At 69.5% G+C, this 19,125-nt stretch carries 19 protein-coding genes; 7 read left to right on the top strand and 12 right to left on the bottom strand.

What is annotated here, in order from left to right; translation table 11 throughout:
* Positions 1–63: 63 nt before the first annotated feature.
* On the top strand, positions 64–1,056 hold the full coding sequence (locus ACZ7KI_RS11140) for a YeiH family protein (protein WP_470272986.1): 993 nt from the start codon (positions 64–66) through the stop codon (positions 1,054–1,056).
* Here ACZ7KI_RS11140 and ACZ7KI_RS11135 read toward each other — a convergent pair.
* Positions 1,034–2,209, bottom strand: coding sequence for an MFS transporter (locus ACZ7KI_RS11135; RefSeq protein WP_470272985.1), 1,176 nt, complete (start codon positions 2,207–2,209; stop codon positions 1,034–1,036). The genes ACZ7KI_RS11140 and ACZ7KI_RS11135 overlap by 23 nt on opposite strands.
* Positions 2,210–2,271: 62 nt before the next feature.
* Complete coding sequence (locus tag ACZ7KI_RS11130; protein ID WP_470272984.1) at positions 2,272–3,168, bottom strand: DMT family transporter; 897 nt, start codon at positions 3,166–3,168, stop codon at positions 2,272–2,274.
* Here ACZ7KI_RS11130 and ACZ7KI_RS11125 point away from each other — a divergent pair.
* Positions 3,167–4,591 (top strand): aminotransferase-like domain-containing protein, encoded by a 1,425-nt coding sequence (locus ACZ7KI_RS11125; RefSeq protein WP_470272983.1) that lies wholly within the window; start codon positions 3,167–3,169, stop codon positions 4,589–4,591. The two genes, ACZ7KI_RS11130 and ACZ7KI_RS11125, sit on opposite strands and share 2 nt — an antisense overlap.
* Before the next feature lie 50 nt (positions 4,592–4,641).
* A complete protein-coding gene (locus ACZ7KI_RS11120; RefSeq protein ID WP_465505053.1) occupies positions 4,642–5,340 on the top strand; it encodes a Crp/Fnr family transcriptional regulator in 699 nt (232 codons plus the stop codon).
* On the opposite strand, the gene ACZ7KI_RS11115 is transcribed toward ACZ7KI_RS11120, so the two are convergent.
* Complete coding sequence (locus ACZ7KI_RS11115) at positions 5,312–5,872, bottom strand: hypothetical protein (RefSeq protein ID WP_470272982.1); 561 nt, start codon at positions 5,870–5,872, stop codon at positions 5,312–5,314. The two genes, ACZ7KI_RS11120 and ACZ7KI_RS11115, sit on opposite strands and share 29 nt — an antisense overlap.
* A 48-nt stretch (positions 5,873–5,920) precedes the next feature.
* Complete coding sequence (locus tag ACZ7KI_RS11110) at positions 5,921–6,532, bottom strand: hypothetical protein (protein ID WP_470272981.1); 612 nt, start codon at positions 6,530–6,532, stop codon at positions 5,921–5,923.
* Between the two features lie 177 nt (positions 6,533–6,709).
* Here ACZ7KI_RS11110 and ACZ7KI_RS11105 point away from each other — a divergent pair, with 177 nt between their 5' ends.
* Positions 6,710–8,215: a sialidase family protein gene (locus tag ACZ7KI_RS11105; RefSeq protein WP_470272980.1), complete on the top strand. Its 1,506-nt coding sequence runs from the start codon at positions 6,710–6,712 to the stop codon at positions 8,213–8,215.
* A 56-nt stretch (positions 8,216–8,271) separates the two neighbouring features.
* On the opposite strand, the gene ACZ7KI_RS11100 is transcribed toward ACZ7KI_RS11105, so the two are convergent.
* From ACZ7KI_RS11100 to ACZ7KI_RS11080, 5 genes are all read right to left on the bottom strand, one after another.
* Entirely contained in the window at positions 8,272–9,681 is a 1,410-nt protein-coding gene (locus ACZ7KI_RS11100; protein WP_470272979.1) for a DHA2 family efflux MFS transporter permease subunit, read from the bottom strand.
* A gap of 89 nt (positions 9,682–9,770) precedes the next feature.
* A complete protein-coding gene (locus tag ACZ7KI_RS11095; protein ID WP_470272978.1) occupies positions 9,771–10,238 on the bottom strand; it encodes a hypothetical protein in 468 nt (155 codons plus the stop codon).
* Entirely contained in the window at positions 10,239–10,508 is a 270-nt protein-coding gene (locus ACZ7KI_RS11090) for a DUF1905 domain-containing protein (RefSeq protein WP_470272977.1), read from the bottom strand. It abuts the gene before it with no gap.
* A gap of 40 nt (positions 10,509–10,548) precedes the next feature.
* The gene (locus ACZ7KI_RS11085) at positions 10,549–11,055 is read right to left on the bottom strand and encodes a flavodoxin domain-containing protein (protein WP_470272976.1); all 507 of its coding nucleotides are present in this window, start codon (positions 11,053–11,055) and stop codon (positions 10,549–10,551) included.
* Between the two features lie 93 nt (positions 11,056–11,148).
* Entirely contained in the window at positions 11,149–12,357 is a 1,209-nt protein-coding gene (locus ACZ7KI_RS11080; protein ID WP_470272975.1) for a nitric oxide synthase oxygenase, read from the bottom strand.
* A gap of 390 nt (positions 12,358–12,747) precedes the next feature.
* Between ACZ7KI_RS11080 and ACZ7KI_RS11075 the strand changes: the two genes are divergently transcribed.
* Entirely contained in the window at positions 12,748–13,764 is a 1,017-nt protein-coding gene (locus ACZ7KI_RS11075) for a CobW family GTP-binding protein (RefSeq protein WP_470273177.1), read from the top strand.
* A gap of 113 nt (positions 13,765–13,877) precedes the next feature.
* Positions 13,878–14,144, top strand: coding sequence for a hypothetical protein (locus ACZ7KI_RS11070; protein ID WP_470272974.1), 267 nt, complete (start codon positions 13,878–13,880; stop codon positions 14,142–14,144).
* Between the two features lie 57 nt (positions 14,145–14,201).
* On the opposite strand, the gene ligD is transcribed toward ACZ7KI_RS11070, so the two are convergent.
* The 3 genes from ligD to ACZ7KI_RS11055 are packed head-to-tail and all read right to left on the bottom strand — an operon-like array spanning position 14,202 to position 17,487.
* Complete coding sequence (gene ligD, locus ACZ7KI_RS11065; protein ID WP_470272973.1) at positions 14,202–15,209, bottom strand: non-homologous end-joining DNA ligase; 1,008 nt, start codon at positions 15,207–15,209, stop codon at positions 14,202–14,204.
* The gene (locus tag ACZ7KI_RS11060) at positions 15,206–16,285 is read right to left on the bottom strand and encodes an ATP-dependent DNA ligase (RefSeq protein WP_470272972.1); all 1,080 of its coding nucleotides are present in this window, start codon (positions 16,283–16,285) and stop codon (positions 15,206–15,208) included. The genes ligD and ACZ7KI_RS11060 overlap by 4 nt, the downstream gene beginning before the upstream one ends.
* Positions 16,286–16,335: 50 nt before the next feature.
* Positions 16,336–17,487 (bottom strand): DUF1015 family protein, encoded by a 1,152-nt coding sequence (locus ACZ7KI_RS11055; protein WP_470273176.1) that lies wholly within the window; start codon positions 17,485–17,487, stop codon positions 16,336–16,338.
* 111 nt (positions 17,488–17,598) lie between these two features.
* Between ACZ7KI_RS11055 and ACZ7KI_RS11050 the strand changes: the two genes are divergently transcribed.
* The gene (locus ACZ7KI_RS11050; protein WP_470272971.1) at positions 17,599–19,119 is read left to right on the top strand and encodes an MDR family MFS transporter; all 1,521 of its coding nucleotides are present in this window, start codon (positions 17,599–17,601) and stop codon (positions 19,117–19,119) included.
* The last annotated feature ends 6 nt before the right edge of the window (positions 19,120–19,125 follow it).

The raw sequence follows: 19,125 nt of genomic DNA, 5'->3' as shown, positions 1-19,125 counted from the left end.
TCTATGACCTACCCCTCGTATTCCCCGCTACCGACGCCGACCCGTCGCGGCGATGCTCGAACCATGAGCACCACGCACGCGAGACCGACCAAGCCCTATTTGACCGCTTTGGCCATCACCGGCGCCGGAGTGGCCGCCGCGTACCTGGTCGGCACCGCGGTCCCGGTCGTCAGCGCGCTCACCATCGCCGTCGTGCTCGGCATCCTCGCGGGTTCGCTGCCCGCGCTGTCGGACGAGACCCGGAAGGCGATCTCCGGCGTCACCAAGAAACTGCTTCGCGCCGGTGTCGTGCTGTTGGGTCTGCAGCTCTCGCTACCGTCGGTGCTGGCGCTCGGCCCCGGCACCCTGCTCGCCGTCGTGCTCACGGTGGGCGTCACGTTCCTCGGCACGATCGGCCTCGGCAGGCTCCTCGGCGTGCCACGCGGGCTGGCGATGCTGGTCGCGACCGGGTTCTCGATCTGTGGCGCGTCGGCGATCGCCGCCATGGAAGGCGTCGTCGAACGGGAGGACTCCGACGTCGCGACCGCGGTCGCGCTGGTCACCTTCTACGGCGGGCTCGCCATCGCGGCCGTCCCGCTGCTCCGCGGCTGGCTGCACCTCGACGCGGTCCGGATCGGTGAATGGGCCGGGCTCAGCGTGCACGAAGTCGCCCAGGTCGTCGCCGCGGCGACGCCGGCGGGCAGCGCCGCCGTCGCGGTCGCCATCGTGATCAAGCTCAGCCGGGTGGTCCTGCTGGCCCCGATGGTCGCCGCGGTCGGCGTGCACGAACGCCACCGCCCCGCCGACGGCGGCAAGCGGCCGCCACTGGTCCCGCTGTTCGTCATCGGTTTCCTCGCGATGGCCGCCTTGCGCAGCACCGGGGCCGTGCCGGGCGTCGCGCTCGACGTCGCCAAGGTCGCCTGCACGCTGCTGCTGGCCGCGGCACTGTTCGGCCTCGGCTGCGCGGTCCGGATCGGCACGCTGATCCGGACCGGAGGCCGCGCCCTGCTGCTCGGCCTGCTCTCCACCCTGCTGGTCGGGACGACCGCGCTGGTCACGCTCGCCTTGCTCGGCTGAGCACGGCCACCGCGAGCAGCGCCACGACACCTCCCGCGATCATCACCGCCGGGACGGACACCGCGTCGACGACGAAGCCGCCCAGCAACGCGCCCGCCGAGAGGGTCGCCTGGAACGACGAGGTGAAAAGCACCGACGCCGCCTCGGGAGCGTGTGGGGCCGCCTTCGCGAACCACGTTCCCGAGCAGACCGGGACCGCGCCGTAGGCGAAACCCCAGAGCACCAGCAGCGCCAGCACGCCTGCCGGGGAATCACCGAGGAACGACAGCGCACACGTCGCGAGGCCGATCAATCCCGCGGCGGTGAGGAAGGTCAGCCGGAGATCACGGGCGATCGCCGCACCCGCGACGAAATTGCCCGCGATCCCGGCGGTGCCGTAGACGAGCAGGAAAACGGTGATCAGCTCCGGGCTCACCCTGGTCACGTCTCGCAGGAGCGGCGTGACGTAGGTATAGGTGCCGAAATGGGCGAGCACGACCAGCATCGTGACGAGCAGACCGAGCCGGGTCGCTCGCCCGCGCGTCAGCTCACGCAGGACACCGAGCCGAGTGGTGCCCGCCGAAGGCAGCGAAGGCAGCGACACGGCGAGCAAGGCGAGGACACCGATCGTGAAGACGCCCAGCACGGCGAAGGCCGTCCGCCAGCCGAACAGTTCACCGACGAAGGTCCCCGCCGGCACGCCGAGAACCGAGCCGAGTGGCACGGCCGAGAAGATCACCGCGGTCGCCGTACCCGCCCGTCCGGGGCCGACGAGCCGCGCGGCGAGCCCGGAACCGATCGCCCAGAACGCGCCGATCACCAGCCCCACCAGGATCCGGGAGACCAACACCGCCCAGTAGGCCTGCGCGGTCGCCGCGACGACGTCGGCCAGTGCCAGCACCACCATCAAGGCGCCCAACAACGCCCGCCGGTCGATCCGCCCGGCGGCGACGGTGACGGCCGGGGCGGCGAGCGCGGCGAGGAATCCGGGCAGGGTCATGGTCAGGCCCGCCGTCCCCGGCGTGATCCGGAAGTCCTCGCCGATCGGGGTCAGGAGGCCGATCGGCAGGATCTCCGTGGTGACGAGGGAGAAGATCCCCAGCGTCACCGCGAGGACGGCGAGCCATCCCTTCAGCGGGGTCCGGGCGGAGGTGTCGAGGGGCGAGGCGGTCATATGCCCCAGCCCATCACCGCGCGGACACCGCGGTCTGGCGGAATCGCGACGTGGATGTGGAGCTAGTCGCGGGAGCGCTGGGTCACCACGATGCAGGCGACCACGATCAACGCCGTCACGGGCGCGGCCGCCGGAAGCCGCTCGCCGAGCAGCAGGACCGCCCAGACCAGGGTCAGCAGCGGCTGCGCCAGCTGCAGCTGGCTCGCCCGCGCGACCCCGATCTCGGCCATTCCCCGGTACCAGACGAAGAATCCGCCGAACTGCGAGAAGAGCGCGACGTACAACAGGCCGATGATCGCCTCGCCGCCGAGGTGCAGCGGTTCGGTCACCGATCCGAAGACCGTGAGCGCGGCGGTGACCGGCAGCGCGAGGACCAGCGCCCAGGCGATCACCTGCCAGCCGGCCATCTCCCTGGCCAGCCTGCCGCCCTCGGCGTATCCGAACGCGCACAGCACGAGCGCGGCGAACAGGAACAGGTCCGCTGTGGACAGTCCGCCACCGCTCTGGCTCACGGTGAACACCACCACCGCGAGCGCGCCCACCGCGGCGGCGAGCCAGAACCGGCGGGACGGGCGGTGCCCGGTAAGCCTCGACGAGACGACGGCGGTGGCCATCGGCAGCATGCCGATCACCACCGCGGAATGCGCCGTCGACGACGTCTGCAGGGCGAGGGTGGTCAGGGTCGGGAACCCCAGGACGCAACCGATGGCGACCACGGCCAGGCCGCGCCATTGTTCGCGCTTCGGCAGCGGGACCCGGAACGCGCGGAGAAAGGCGGCGGCGACCAGTGCCGCCAGGACGCAACGCGCCCCGGTGGCGGTCCACGGGCCGAAACCCTTGAGCGTCCAGACGGTGGCGGGGAACGTGAAGGAGAAGGCGAAGACACCCAGCGCCGCCAGCACGGTCCCGGAGCGGACCGCTACTCCCCGACCTGCGATAGCGCTATCATCCAGTCTCATGTCCGATGGTAGCAGCGTCGCCAGCCTGGTCACACAGCTGCGTTCCGAGCTTGAGCGCTATCCGATCGACGGAAAGCTCCCGTCCAGCCGGGAGCTCGTCCGGCAGCTGAAGGTGAGCCCGGTGACGGTGTCGCGCGCCATCGCCGCACTGGCCTCGGAAGGTCTGGTGATCACCCGCCCCGGCGCCGGGGTCTTCCGCGCCCCGCCGCGTCGCGAGTCGGTGGTGACCGGTGATGTCTCGTGGCAGGAGGTGTCACTGAGTTCGCAGTCCGGTCTCCGCGCGATCGACGCGACCGGGGTGCTCACCGCGTTGAGCGATCCGCCGTCGGGCGTCATCGACCTCAATGGCGGCTACACGCATCCCAGCCTGCAGCCGGAACGGGAACTCGCGGCGGCGTCGGCCAGGGCCGGACGTCGTCCCGGTGCCTGGACCCGGCCGCCGATCTGCGGTCTGCCCGAACTGCGGGCCTGGTTCGCCCGCGACATCGGCAGCCCGGTGAACGTCGAAAACGTGCTGGTCACCGCGGGCGGGCAGAGCGCGCTGACCACCGCGTTGCGCGCGCTCGGCGCCCCCGGCGCGCCGGTGCTGGTGGAATCGCCGACCTACCCGGGGATGCTGGCCATCGCGCGGGCGTCGGGGCTGCGGCCGGTCCCGGTGCCGATCGACCGCGACGGCGTCCGGCCCGAACTGCTCGCGGACGCCTTCCGCGACACCGGCGCGCGGCTGTTCGTCTGCCAGCCCGCTTTCCAGAACCCGACCGGCGCGGTCCTGTGCGCCGAACGCCGGGCCGAGGTCCTGCGAATCGCCCGTGACGCGGGCGCTTTCGTCATCGAGGACGATTTCGCGCGGCTGATGGCCCATCCCGGCAGTCCGGCTCCTCCGCCACCGCTCGTGGCCGACGACCCCGACGGCGTCGTGGTGCACATCCGGTCGCTCACGAAACCGGTGTCGCCGAGTCTGCGGATCAGCGCGCTGGCCGCCCGCGGCCCGGCGCTGGAACGACTGCGGGGACTCCACGCCGTCGAGAGCTTCTTCGTACCCCGGCCACTGCAGGAAACCGCGCTGGAGCTGGTGAGTTCTCCTGCCTGGCCGCGTCATCTGCGGGCACTCACCGCCGCGTTGCGCGAACGCCGCGACATCGCCGTCTCGGCACTGCGGGAGTTTCTGCCCTCCTGGAGCGCCGTCCCGGTCCCGACCGGTGGCTATCACCTGTGGCAACCGCTACCCGGATCCGCCGACGAAGTGACGTTGACCAGCGCCGCTTTCCGCGCCGGAGTAGCGGTCACCCCCGGCAGGCTCTACTTCGCGGCCGACGCACCGGGGCCCTATCTGCGCCTGAGCTACGTCAGTACCGCGACCGGCGCGCAGGTCCGGGACGGTATCCGACGCCTTTCCCAGGCGTACCAAGAGCTCCCCGGTTAACCCCCGGCGCGGTCTGCTCGTACCATCGCCCACGGAGGCGACAAGAAGGCATGACACAGCCGGCGGCGGAGCCGCACGATTCACCCGGCAGGCTCTGGGAGCTGCTCGACGACGTCGAGCGCAAGGCGCTGCGCGCCGAGGCCGAGCTGCGCCGGTACCCTGCCGGGACGGTGATCATCCGCGAGGGTGACCGGTCGGACTGGGTGCTGATCCTGATGACCGGGCGGGTCAAGATCACGTCGGTGTCCACCGGCGGTTACGACGCCGTGCTGGCCGTCCGCGACCCTGGCGACATCATCGGTGAGATGGCGTCGATGGACGGCAGCCTGCGGTCGGCGACGGCGGTCGCCGTCGAACCGGTCACCGGGCTGTGGCTGTCCGCGCGGTCGTTCAACTCCGTGCTCCGCCGGCACGCCGGTATCTCCGTGGTCCTGCTCCGGATCATCACCTCCCGCCTGCGTTACGCCAATTCGCGCCGCACCGAATTCGGCGACAGCACCGCCGCCGAGCGGATCGCCGCGATCCTGGTCGACCTCGCCGAGCGCTACGGCGTCCCCGTCCCCGACGGCACCCTGATCGCGTTGCGGATCAGCCAGCGTGACCTGGCCGGTCTCGCGTCCGCGTCACGGGAAGCCGTCGCGCGGACACTGCGGACCCTGCGCGCCGACGGATTGCTCAGCACCGGCCGCCAGCGGCTGGTCGTCCGGAGCCTGAACGACCTCAGGCAGCTCGCGCCCGACGACCACTGAGCCGCCACGGCAGGCCGAAGTGCCGCTCCACGCGTGCCCCGGTCACCGAGAACAGCTTCCGCACGCATGGCTCGTTCTCCGGATCGAAGTCCGGCGTGGTCTCGATCACCGTCGCGAGTTCGCGGATGAGCCGGTCCGCGGCCGATCCGGGCACCAGCAGCACCCGCACCGGCGCGAGGCTGCGCACGGCCGGGGGCGGCGCGATGAGGTCGACCCGGGCGCGGACCAGGCCGGTGAGCCTCGCCAGCCAGAGGAAGCCGCCCGCCGCCGCCCAGACCATGAGTTCCACGAGGATGACCGGCGACAGGATCAGCGCCAATCCGGCGGCCTGGCCGACGGCGAAGCCCAGCATCAGCCAGTCCTCGAAGCCCAGGCGTTCTTCGGCGCCGGACCGGCCGCGGTGCCGGGTGAACGACACTTCCCGGTAGCGCTCGCTTTCGGTGACGATGGCGAGCGGGCGGATCCGGCGCAGCCACGGCGCGAACCGGCGCACGATCAGCCACTCGCCGCCGTCGGAATCGGTCACCCGCATCGCACTCCCCCTTCCCGGTGACCGGATCCTGGCACAGATCGCCGGTCGTCATACGGCGACCCGGGGAGTCCGGCGGCGGAGCAGGGTGCGATGCCGCTCCACCTCCGCACCGAAGCGAGTGAGCACCTCGCGCACGACCGGATCGCCGGGGTCGAACATGACACGGTCACGGAACAGGCCGCCCAGTTCGGCGACCAACGGGTCGGCGAGGTCTCTGTGGACCTTCAGGATCGTCAGCGAGACAAGGCCGTTCCGATCCTTGTTCCAGCCGGCGACATCGACCCGCTCCGGTGCCTTCCGGAACCGCCGGACGGCCTGTGCGACGGTTCCCACGACGACCTGTGCCAGCATCTCCAGCAGCCGAACCGGCAACAGCACCAGCCCGAAGAGCAGATAGAAGAGGCCTTCGAGGAGCCCTTCCGCGAGCCCCACCACGCCCAACAGTCCGTAGACCGCCTTCTCCACGGGGCCGTTCTCGTCGCCCTCGCGACTGTCCTTGGGGTTGTTGGGCAAGTCGTTGAGATACAGCGTCCAGTCCGCTGTGACCTTGTAGTGCCGGTAGCCGCCCTTGAGTAGCGCGAAGGGCTGTACCCACCGGCGCCACGGCGCGAAACGGCGAATGATCTCCCACTGACGCCCCTCGGGATCGATCACCTTCATTCGGCCCTCCCCTTCCGATGTCACGCCGTGGCCGGCTGAAGGAACTCTGACAGGAAACGGTCTCTCGTTCTGCGTCACCTGACACAGAACGCGAAACCGGGTTGTACGCACCTTGTACGACAGGGAGGGACGCTGCTGTCCCGTCACCCGGAATCGAATCCAGGACGGAGCACTCCCGTGAAGATCACTCGCGTCGCACAGGGCCTGTTCGCGGCCCTCGTCGCCATCGCGGCGGTCGGCGCCATCCCAGCCACCTCGCTCGCCGCTCCCACCGCGACGGCCGCCGTCGGAAACACGGTGGTGTACAAAGAGAAAACAGAAGGTTACGACTGCTTCAGAATCCCCGCCGTCGTCAAGGCGAACAACGGCGATCTGCTCGCGTTCGCCGAAGGCCGCAACGGCGGCGCCAGCTTCTGCAACGACAGCGGCGACATCGACCTCGTCGTGAAACGCTCCTCCGACAACGGGAAGACCTGGAGCGCGCCGAAGATCGTCATCGAAGGTTTCGGTGACACCAAAGGAAATCCCACGCCGATCGTGATTCCCTCCACCGGGCGGATCGTGCTGTTGTCGGTGATGGAATGCGTCAAGAATCCCGACTGCAACCGGATTCCGCGTGTTTCGATCAGCGACGACCACGGCCAGACCTGGACCGCGCCCAAGGTACTCACCACCCAGCTCGGGTTCAGCACCGCGCCGGGATGGCTCGCGACCGGCCCGTCGCACGGCATCGTCCTGACCCGCGGCGCGCACGCCGGCCGGATCGTCGCCGGAATGAGCTACACCGTCGACGGCAAGAACAGCGGCGCGCTCATCTACAGCGACGACCAGGGCATCACCTGGAAGCGCGGTGCCACCGACACCCCGGCGACGTCGGCCGCGCTGAACCCGCAGGAGATCAGCGTCACCGAACTGCTCGACGGCCGGGTCTACGCCGCGGCGCGTAACCAGGCCAACAACGACGACAAATGCCTCAGCGGTGGTGCGAGGAACCGTGCCTACGCCATCAGTTCCGACGGCGGGGCGAGCTTCTCCACCAAGTTCGCCTTCGAGGAGGACCTGATCACCCCGGTCGTACAGGCCTCGACCGCGCGGATGACCGCGACCGACAAAGCTGGCAAGTACAACCGGATCCTGTTCGCCGGGCCGTCGGTCTGCGACCGCCGCAAGGAACTCATCGTGCGCTCGTCGTTCGACGAAGGCGCGAACTGGCAGGGCAACTCCGCCGGAACACTGGTGTGGGGCGGCGACGCCGCGTACTCCGACATGGTCCAGCTGTCCTCGGGTTCGGTCGGCGTGCTGTACGAAGCGGGCCCGGCCGGCAACGCCAACGAGACCATCCGCTTCTCGACCGTCACCGAGACGACGCTCGGCGCCCCGGCGTGCGGCGGCGGATACGGTGTCATCGATTCGGCTCCGCTCGGGACGGCGGGCACGGTTTACCTGTCCTACAACGCTTCCAACGGGCAGAACTGTGTCAGCACGATGAAGAGCACGGCCGCGGGCACCGCGACGGCGACGTCGGCCTACCTCGAGGTCCAAGGGGCGTCCCGGATCACCGACTCCGGCTCGTTCGCGTGGTTCGCCGGTCCGGTCCGCGCCTCCGCCGCGGACAAATGCGTCCGGTGGGGCGGTTCCGCGGGCGGCGTCACGTACAACAGCCCGTCGGAACACTGCGGCTGAGCACAGGGTCTCGTGAGTGGTGATGCCGGTCAGAGCCGTCATCACCACTCACGAGGTCAAGCGCGACGCGACACCAGCCAGAGCCTCGCTCCCAGCACCACCGCGACCGCGGCGGAGGCGGTGAGCCACCAGAACGTCGCCCGGAACGCCGTCTCCGTTCCCGACGGCAGCAGGTTCGCGAGTACCACGGCGAACAGTGCCGTTCCCGCCGCACCGCCGACGCGGCTGACGATGTTGATCTGCGCGGCGGCGTCGGGCATCTGCTCCTTGGTGACGGCCGCGTATCCGGCCGTCGTCGCGGGCATCAGCAGGAAGGCCACGGCGAATCCCCTGGCCAGCAACAAGATCTGCACGACGACGCCGTCCGGCGGGAAGCCGCCGATGGCGAACGGAACCGTGGTGGCGAGCGTCGCGATACTCCCCCATGCCGCGATGAGACCCGCACCGTAGCGGTCGGTGAGCCGACCGGAGATCGGCAGCGCGATCGCCGTGCCGACGCCGAGCCCCATCAGCAACAGTCCCGTCTCGACGACCCCGTTTCCGCCGAGGACCTGAAAGTACAGCGGCAGCAGGAAAAGCGCGCCGAACAACGCCGGGGCGGCGAAGAAGGACAGAGCGGCGGCAGCGGTGTAGACCCGGCTTCGGAACAGGGTCAGATCCATGACCGGGTTCTCGCGGCCCCACGAGCGCCGGATGAACAGCGCCAGCAGTACGACCCCCACCACGAGGGGAACCAGCACCCCGGCGCCGAATTCCTCGCCACCCTCGCCCCACATGGTGAGTCCGTACAGCAGCGCCGGGATCGCCGCGGTCACCAGGAGGAAGCCGAGCCAGTCGGGACGCGTCGCCGCACCCTTCTCGCCACGGGGAACCAGGCGCAGCCCGAGTACCAGTGCGATCACTCCGACCGGGATGTTGATCAGGAACAACCACTCCCACGACAGGGCACGCAGCAGGACACCGCCGAGGAGCGGACCGAACGTCGGGCCGACGCTCATCACGATGCCCAGCGTCCCCATGACCCTGCCGAGCCGGGCGGGTCCGACGGCCTGGCCGAGCACCGTCTGCCCGGCCGGCAGGAGCAAGCCGGCGGCGAGGCCCTGCAGCACGCGCAACCCGATCAGCCAGCCGATGTCCCCGGCGAGCGCGCACAGCACCGAAGCGACGGTGAACGCCGCCAGCGACGCCAGCCAGACCCGGCCGGCGCCGAACCGGCGGCTGAGCCAGCCGCACAGCGGCAGCGCGACCGCGAGCGCCACCAGGTACGCGGTGAAAACCCATTGCACGGAAGCGATTCCGGCGCCGAGTTCACGGGTGAGCGTCTCGGCGCCCACCGCGAGGACCGTGGTGTCCAGCATGGTCATGAACGCGCCGAGCACGATCACCCAGGCCATCCGCCAGGCCTCGGCCGGAACCTTGTCCGGCGGCGGGGCCGCCTCCGCCCGCCGTTGTGCCGAAACAGCCATCGGGATGTTCTCCTCACGTGCCCGGGGATCTTGACCCGGCTCACGCTAAAACCTTGACCTAACTTGAGGTCAAGCGAAGAACATCCGTGTCACTTCGGCGGACGCAGCCGCGGGGAAAGTTTGGTGAGCGCCAATTTCTCCAGCTGACTGGAGATTTCCGCGAGCCCGGCGTCGAACCGGTCCAGGTCCACACCACGCTCGGACAACTCGTCGCGGACGTGCTTCTCGACCTTCGCCCAGTCGTTGCGATACCGGGTGGCGAGCTCCTTCCACGGCACGCCCGCCAGTTCGGTGGCGAGGTCGCGGTCGTAGGCGAGCACCCCGCGCTCCATCAGGTACGCGATGCCCGGGTAGCCGAGATATCCCTGCCAGTACGAGCCGTTGTCGTTGGCCGTGATCGACCCCGCGGCCGGATCGTGGCGGACGTCGTACGTCTTCGCCTTGTCCGACGACGCGACGCGTGCCGTGTCGCCGTCGACCTCGACTCGCCCATCGGCCACCGCGCCGAGTGCCTCGTAGATCTTGATGACCGGGGACGGTTTCCATTCCGCGGCCACTCAGCCCTCCAGCCGTTCGAGCAGGACGACGTCCACGGTGTCGCCCTCTTCCTTGCCGATCGCCTTGCGCACTTCGGCCTTCACCGGGAGTTTGTGGGTGCCGTCGCCCAACGCCATGAACGAGCTCCGGAACGGCTGCCCGTCGATCGTCCCGCGTACCTTGACCAGCCCCTTGGTGCCGAAGAACTCGGCGGAGCCGGGCATGACCACGTACGTCCAGCCGCCCTTTTCCGGGCTCTTGAGCAGCGTCGCGGTGAACCTTTTGTCCATGGGGGCACCCTACGACAGGGCACCGACGAAACCCGGGGTTTCAGTGGCTGACGCGGGTACGCACGCGGCGGCCGACGTCGCGCGCCCAGGTCCGGATCGACGCCCAGTCGCGGAAGTCGCCGGCCCAGGGGCCCGCGGCCATGATCTTCCAGAACAGGCCCCGCGCGGTGGCCGGGGTGAGCCTGCCGCCGAAGGTGGCCGTGCGTTCGGCGTCGATCCGCGCGGCGAGCAAGGCGACCCCGGCCGGCAGGCTGACCCGTTTGCCCGCGGCGAGCGGCCCGCAGGGCCCGCTGTGGAACAGCCAGACCGGGCGGTTCCGGAGCGCTTCCTCGTGCTCGGTGAGCAGGCGCACCGCCTCCGGCCGCCAGCGCCGGTGGTACAGCGCGCTCCCGACGATCACCGCGCCGTACGGTTCGACGTCCTCGACCTCGGCGGCGTCCAGCAGGTCGGCCGTCAGACCGGCCTCCCGCAGTTCGGCGGCGATCACCTCGGCGATCTCCTTTGTCCCGCCCGATTTCCCGGCGTGGGCGACGAGTACTGCGGTCATGTCCCCATTGTCCGCGCGGCCGCAACCCGTACCGCCGTCCGGCCCATCGACACGCCGCATTCGGTTCACCTCTTCACCCGTCGGGGGTGTCGGTCACCCAGGTGGCAGGAAAGCCGGTCTCAAGGCCGGGTCGGGTTCGTCGTAGTAGCGGTGGAACACCGCGGTCTGCCCGCCGGACAAGGGCGGGACGATCCAGCTCCACTCCGCCTGGCAGCGGCGGCCCGCGCGTTCCTCCTTGGCGATATGGGTGAGGAACCGCCGCGATTCGGTGTGGTGGTCGGCGATGGTCACGCCCGCCGCGTCGAAGGAGTGCTGGACCGCCAGCGTCAGTTCGACCAACGCGCGGTCACGCCACAGGGTGCGCTCCGACGCCGTCGACAGGCCCATCAGGTCGGCGATCACCGGCAGCAGGTCGTAGCGGTCGGTGTCGGCGAGGTTGCGCGCGCCGACCTCGGTGGCGAGGTACCAGCCGTTGAACGGCGCGGCGGGGTAGGTGATCCCGCCGATCTCCAGGCGCATGTTGCTGATCGCCGGTACCGCGTGCCAGCGCAGCCCGAGTCCGGCGAACCACCGATGGTCGGGATGCGACAGCGGGACCTCCAGCACGGCGTCCGACGGCAGCCGGAACAGGCGCCGTTCCCCCGCTTCGGACTCGATGAGCAGCGGGAGCACGTCGAACGAGCCCTTGCGCTCGGGCGGGCGCCAACCGTGCGCCTGGACGGACTCGGTGAAGTCGGCGTAGCGCGGATCGCCCAGCACCGAGCCGTCGCTGAGCCGATAGCCGGCGTACCGGATGAGCTGGTCGTTGTGGATCTTCGGCCCGGGCCCGGCCGGACCGTCCGGCGCGAACACCGTGACGGTCGAGCGGATCCGGCCACCCCGGGTCGCCTCACGCAAATGGGTGACGCACTCCTCGGCGATGGCGGCGGCGCCGGTGACGCCACGACGGTCCCGCACCTTCAAGCCCTGCCAGTACAGCCTCCCGATGCAGCGCGCGGAATTCCGCCAGGCCACCCGCGCGCCGAACTCGACTTCGGCCGTGGTGTGGCGATAGGTGCCGGTCTCGTGGATCTCGGCACGGACCCGGTCGAGCCGCTCGCGCAGCCGCGCCTCCCCGCCGTCCTCTTCGGCGTGGAAGAGCCGGAGAAAGCCCTCCGCCTCGGCCACGTCCACGCTGCGTCCCCGCGAGGCCACCTCCGGAGGCAAACGGGGGATGTCCGTCACCCGCATGGACGCCGTCTTTACTTCGGCCTCCCACTCTCCGAATTCGACGCCGGCACCGGCGGCGGGAACGATCACCATTCCTCCTGCACTTCGGGAAATGCCCGGAGGATCACGTCTGATCGACGAGATGGCCGGGTCCGGGCCAGACGAAGGACGATACCCCACAGAAACACCGACACTATCCACCAAATGGCAGAAGCTTCCCTTCGCGCCAGGTTTGCGCAGGTGAAAAGCTTGCCGACGACAATATTTGGAATTGCGATCGACTTCGCGGAAGATTCACCGAATTGCCGCCGGTGAAATGATCACCTATTGCCAAGATCTCTTTTGTGATCGTTTCATCCGATAGCATCGATCACTCTTTCGAGTGCATTTACCCGCTTCTCCTCCTGCTTTATCCACGGACCGGTGTATTGACCCGTGCCCGCCGTCGCTAGAGTGCGGGGACCTCCGATGGAAAGGAAGCTCGTGGTCGACAGGCGGATCCCGGTCATCCTGGTCGCGGGCTTCCTCGGTTCCGGGAAGACCACCCTGCTCAATCACCTGCTGGCCAACCGCCAGGGCGCGCGGATCGGCGTCGTGGTCAACGACTTCGGCAGCATCGCGGTGGACGCGATGGCCGTCTCCGGCCAGGTCGACACGATGATGTCGTTCGGCAACGGCTGCCTGTGCTGCGCCGTCGACGCGAGCGGGCTCGACGCCATGCTCGCCAAACTTTCCGAGGCCGAGGCCGGCATCGACGTCATCGTGATCGAAGCCAGCGGCCTCGCCGAACCGCGTGATCTGATCCGGCTGATGATCGCGAGCGAGAACCCCGCCATCGCCTACGGCGGCCTGGTCGAGCTCGTCGACGCGGCCGAATTCGAGGAGACCAGGCGGCGCCACCCGGAACTGGACGAACACCTCGGCTTCGCCGATCTGATCGTGCTCAACAAGACCGACCGGGCCGACGAGGACGCCTTGGCCAAGCTGCGCGGCACGATCGACGAGCTCGCGCCCGGCACGCCGGTGATCGCGACCTCCCACGGCCGGATCGACCCCACCTTGTTCTTCGACGCCCGGCCGCGCGAACGAGTGGGCCAGCTGTCGTTCGACGACCTCCGCGAGGAGGAGCACGACCACGAGCACCACTTCCACACCGCCTACGACAGCGTCGCCTTCACCGCCGAGCGACCGCTGGACCCGCGACGGCTGATGGACTTCTTCGAACAACGACCGGGCGGGCTCTACCGGATCAAAGGCTTCCTCGACTTCGGCCCGAACGGCCCGCGCTCCCGGTTCGGCCTGCATACGGTGGGCTCGTTCATCCAGGTGGAACGGTCGGCGTGGCCGTCCGGTGCGCCGCGCCGGAGTGAACTGGTGCTGATCGGCTCGGGGATCGACACCGAGGCCGTCACCGCGCGTCTCGAGGAATGCGTCGCGGACGATCCCGGCGTCGTCGACGATCGGGGAATGCTCCGCGTCCTGCGGTTCGTCCAGGACTGAACCCGGCCTGACACGCCGAAAGGCCGAAATACCGGGAATCGCCGCGTGTCTGCTTGACACTGATTCCCGGAAGGAATCTCGAGCTGGACCACCTGTATCGGGAGGACAGTTCCATGACGAACACCGCCGGACGCTGGTATCTGGTCGGCGCGCTGCCGGAGGATTCTCCCGCCGCGCATCTGATGACCCGCTCCGAAGACCTGCGCTACCGGCGTTCCGCCTGCGGGGACAAGGAAGCCCGCCTGTGGACGCCGGTGGATCTCACCACCACCGACGTCGCTCCGTGCCCACGGTGTGCCGCGACCCTGCCGAGCCACCGGTCCACCCGCAAGGCCGAACCCGCCGCGAACACGCAACTCGCCTTCGACCTGCCGCTCTAGAACGCGTTTCGTCCTCTAAATGCGCTTCTTGCCCGCGCAACTACCGCATTCAGAGGACTAAATGCTCTCTTTTTTCGCCCGGCTCGGCGCGACCCGAGGCGGCTCGTTGGGCATCTTCGGGTAGACGGGCGGCCATGGCGCGTCCATGAGCCCGTTCTCCATATCCTTCCTGGACATCTCCAGCAGCGGCTCGATCGACTGCGGTTTCGTTTCCGCCCAAGGGTCTCCGCGTTCGGCGAAACGAGCGGGCACAGTGGACAGCGTGAGCTTGTCCGGCTCGACGGTCTCCAGTTCGTCCCAGCCGATCGGCGTCGACACCTGTCCGCCGACCCGCGGCCGCACACACCACGCGCCGAACACCGTCTTGTGCGGCGCGTTCTGATTGAAGTCGACGAACACCCGCGAGCCGCGTTCTTCCTTCCACCACTGCGCCGTCATCTCCTCCGGGTGACGGCGCTCCAGTTCGCGGGCGAGCGCGACGGCGGCGGCGCGGACCTCGTAGCCGTCCCATTTCGGTTCCAGCGGCACGTAGAGATGCAGACCGCGCGAACCCGACGTCTTCAGCTGCGCGGTGATGCCCAGTTCCTCGAGCAACGCCTTCGTCAGGACCGCACCGCGGCGCAACTCGGGAAAACCGATCCCGGGCGACGGGTCGAGATCGACCCGCAACTGGTCGCTGATTTCCGGCGCGTCGGCCCGGTTCGGCCAGACGTGGAAACCGAGACAGCCCTGGTTGACCGCCCAGATGACATGCGCGAGGTCCTTCGCCACGAGCGCGTCCGAAGTGGTCCCGTTCGGAGTGGACACCACCGTCGTGGTCAGCCACTCGGGCGCGTTCTTCGGGACCCGCTTCTGGAACCACGATTTGCCGCCCGCGCCGTCGGGGTAGCGCTCCAGCAGCAGCGGCCGTCCGCCGAGCTGCGCCAGCAGCGGACCGGAAACCGCGCGGTAGTACTCGACGAGGTCCAATTTGGTCTCGCCGTTCTCCGGGAAGTAGACCTTGCCCGGATTGGACACCGTGAATTCGACGCCGTCGAGGTCCAGTGTGACCGGTTCCGACTTCATGTTTCCCCCAGCTCGGTGAACATCGTGGCCAGCTCGGCGGGCGGGACCTCTTCCAGCTGCGCGTAGGTGCAGGAGGCCGGGTCGCGGTCGGGACGGAAGCGCACGAGCCTGCCGCCGTGGCGGAACCGCGTTCCCTCCACGTGCTCGTAGCGGACCTCGGCGACCCATTCGATGCGGAGCGGCTCCCAGCTCAGGTCCTTCTTCGGCGCCCACCTGCTGCCCGCGCCGGGCATCCGGCCGCCCGCCTCCTCGTGGGCCTCGACCCACTCACGCCAGGGGTGCTTCTCCAGCGCGTTCTCCCGCAGCGGCGCGAGTTCGTCCACCAGTTCGCGGCGCCTCGCGGCGGTGAAGCTGCTGGCCACACCCACGTGGTGCAGGACGCCTTCGTCGTTGTAGAGCCCGAGCAGCAGTGACCCGACGCCGACGCCGTCCTTGTGCCACCGGAACCCGGCGACGACGCAGTCCGCGGTCCGCTGGTGCTTGACCTTCCACATCACCCGCTTGTCCTGTTCGTACGGCGCGTCGGCGGGTTTGGCCATCACGCCGTCGAAACCCGCGCCCTCGAAGCGGGTGAACCAGTCCTGTGCGACGTCGGGGTCCTCGGACAGCGGCGTGAGATGGACACGGGCGAACTTCGTGTCGACGACGCTTTCGAGCAGCTTGCGCCGCTCCCCGAACGGTTCCGGCGTGAGATCGCGGTCGCCGAGGGCGAGCAGGTCGAACACCACGAAACTGGTCGGCGTCTCCGCGGCCAGTTTGTTCACCCGGGACGCCGCCGGATGCAGCCGCAACTGAAGCGCCTCGAAATCGAGCCCGCCCTCGGTGACCAGCACGATCTCGCCGTCGACGACGCAGCGCTCGGGCAGCGCGTCCTTGAGCAGGTCGACCAGCTCCGGGAAGTACCTCGTCAGCGGCCTGTCGTTGCGCGAGCCCAGCACGACCTCGTCACCGTCGCGGAAGACCACGCAGCGGAAGCCGTCCCACTTGGGCTCGTACAGCAGGCCCGCCGTGCGCGGCAGTTCGTGCACGGCCTTGGCCAGCATCGGCTTCACGGGTGGCATCACGGGCAGTTCCACGAAGCGATCCTAGGCCGGGCTACCGACAAAAGCTCCCGGAACGGACGAGGTCAAAGCTCCGCGAGCAGGAGACCGCTACGTGGTTTCGGCGTGAAATAGGTGGCCTTCCTCGGCATCCTCAGCCCGGCCGCGTGCACGGCGAGCACCTCCGCGTACGGGACCGGGGCCAGCAGCAGCACCGCGTCCGCGTCTCCGGGCACCGGCGCGCCCGGTAGCAACGGCCGCACACCCGGCCCCTCCGGATCGACGCCGAGGGCTCCGCGAAGCAGCTCCTGCTCGACCACGGCGTGGTCGCCGCCCGCTCTGCCGAGCACCACCCGGAACGCCGACTCCCCCGCCAGCACGGTCACCTCACCGGCCTCGGACGGCGGTTCCGGTGAACCGGGGTGGACGTCGAACCCCGCCTCCGTCCACCGCCGGACCAGCGTGGCCGCGTCGAGACCGGTGCCGGCGAGCACCCGGTGAATGGGCCCGATCCGCAGTCCCGGTCCCCCGGTGACCAGCGCCAGCAGCGCGCCGCGCCCCGACGCCGCGGCGGCCGCGACCCGGTGGTTGCCGTCCGCGACCAGGAGATCCATCTCCGCCAAGGCCGCCAGCAGTTCGTCTTGACCGTCGCCGGGACCGGCGAGCCACAGTTCGTGCTTCCGGCCAGCTCCGTCCACTGTGGACAAGGCGGGCACCTGCCCTCGGCAGAGCCGTTCGATCGACGCGGTCAGCTCGCGGCCGCCGGTCGCGGGGACCAGCATCGCGGCGCTGGTCGCGACGCCGAGTCCGGCGAGCATCGCGGCCCGCTCCGCGACGACGTCCGGGTAGACGTCCTCGGTGTGCCGGACTCGCGTCATCCCGTCGTCGCGGACCGCGGCCGGGTCGACCAGGCACAGCACGCCCAGCGCGACGCCGTCCGGCCCGTCGATGCGATAGGGCGCGACAACGGCCGACACGGGGCGGTAGTGCTGTTCCCGGATGCGTTCGAAAGTGGCCCTGGCCTGCGGCAGCGCCTCTTCGATCGAGAGGCCGCCCACCAACGCGGCCGGGGTCCTTGCCGGATGCTGGACCGCCAGCAGGCTGTCGCCCCGGGCCCCGGCGAGCGCGGCGACCACCCGGTCCGGGTCGGCGAACTCGTCGACGTCGGGCCCGGGGACGATGTCTCGGACAACCCAGCCACGGGCGATCGGGCGGATCCAGGTGCTCATCCGATCCATTTTGCGGGAAAGCTCACGGAAAAAATCGGTCCCATGACCGGGTGTCTCCATGGAATGCTTACCCATGCGAAGTAGTTGACGCCTTTCATGGACGCGAGGAGATCGCCACAGATGACCACCCCGGCCCCGGTCACCGCGAAGGAAGGGGTCGGTTTCCGCTCCGAACGCGGCCCCGTCCTGATCGCCGTGATGCTGTGTTCCGGCCTGATCGCGCTGGACTCGACCATCATCGCGACGGCGGTGCCCTCGGTGGTCGCCGATCTCGGCGGTTTCTCGCAGTTCCCGTGGCTGTTCTCGATCTACCTGCTGACCCAGGCGGTCACCGTGCCGCTGTACGGCAAGTTCGCCGATCTCTTCGGCAGGCGGCCGGTGATGTTCTTCGGGATCGCGGCGTTCCTGCTCGGTTCGGTCCTCTGCGGCGCGGCATGGAGCATGCCGGTGCTGATCGCCGCCCGTGCGGTGCAGGGCATCGGCGCGGGCGCCATCCAGCCGATCGCGCTGACCATGGTCGGCGACATGTACACGGTCGAGGAACGCGCGCGGGTGCAGGGCTATCTCGCCAGCGTCTGGGCGATCTCGTCGGTGGTCGGGCCGACACTGGGCGGGGTGTTCGCCGAGTACCTCGACTGGCGCTGGATCTTCTTCATCAACCTGCCGCTCGGGGCGCTGGCGGCGTGGATGCTGTTCCGGAACTTCAGCGAGCGCGTCGAACGCCGCTCGCACCGCATCGACTACCTGGGCGCCACACTGCTCACGCTCGGCTGCTCGCTGCTGATCCTCGGTCTGCTGGAGGGCGGGGTCGCCTGGGGCTGGGCGTCCGCGCCGAGCCTCGCGATCTTCGCCGCGGCGGTGGTACTGCTGGTGTCGTTCGTGCTCGTGGAACGCAAGGCCGAGGAACCGGTGCTGCCGCTGTGGATCTTCACCAAACGGACCTTGATCGGCGGGAACCTGATCGCCGTCGTCGTCGGCATGCTGCTGATGGGACTCACCTCGTACCTGCCGACCTACGCACAGGGTGTGCTCGGCACCGGCGCGCTCGTCGCCGGATTCGCGCTGGCGGCGCTGACCGTCGGCTGGCCCATCTCGGCGTCGCTCGCCGGGCGGGTCTACATGCGGATCGGCTTCCGTGACACCGCGCTGATCGGCAGCGGGATCGTCATCACCGGCGCCGCCATCACCGTGTTCCTGGCCGGCGGTTCGTCGATCTGGCTGGCGGCCGGTGCCGCGTTCGTCCTCGGGCTCGGGCTGGGCCTGGCGTCGAGTCCGACGCTGATCGCCGTGCAGTCCACCATCGGCTGGGAACGCCGCGGCGTCGTCACCGCGACCAACATGTTCAGCCGCTCGCTGGGCAGCGCCGTCGGCGTGGCGATGTTCGGCGCGATCGCGAACGCCACCCTGGCGAACCGTTTCGCGAACCCGCCTGCCGGGGTCGTCGGCCTGCCGTCCGGGGTCGACGCGACGAGCGTCGTACTGGAAGGCAAGAGCGAGCCGACACCGACGACGACGTTCGTGCGTGACGCCCTCGCGGACGCCACGCACCACGTCTTCCTGACGATGCTGGTGGTCGCCGTGCTCAGTGTCGGCGCGCTGCTGCTGATGCCGCGGCGGACCGAAGAGCTGAAGTTCGACTAGCTGGTT

The organism is Amycolatopsis sp. NPDC039088, from assembly GCF_055598845.1.
The sequence above is the reverse complement of the archived record's forward strand: the minus strand, read 5'-3'. Positions and strand labels throughout refer to the sequence as shown.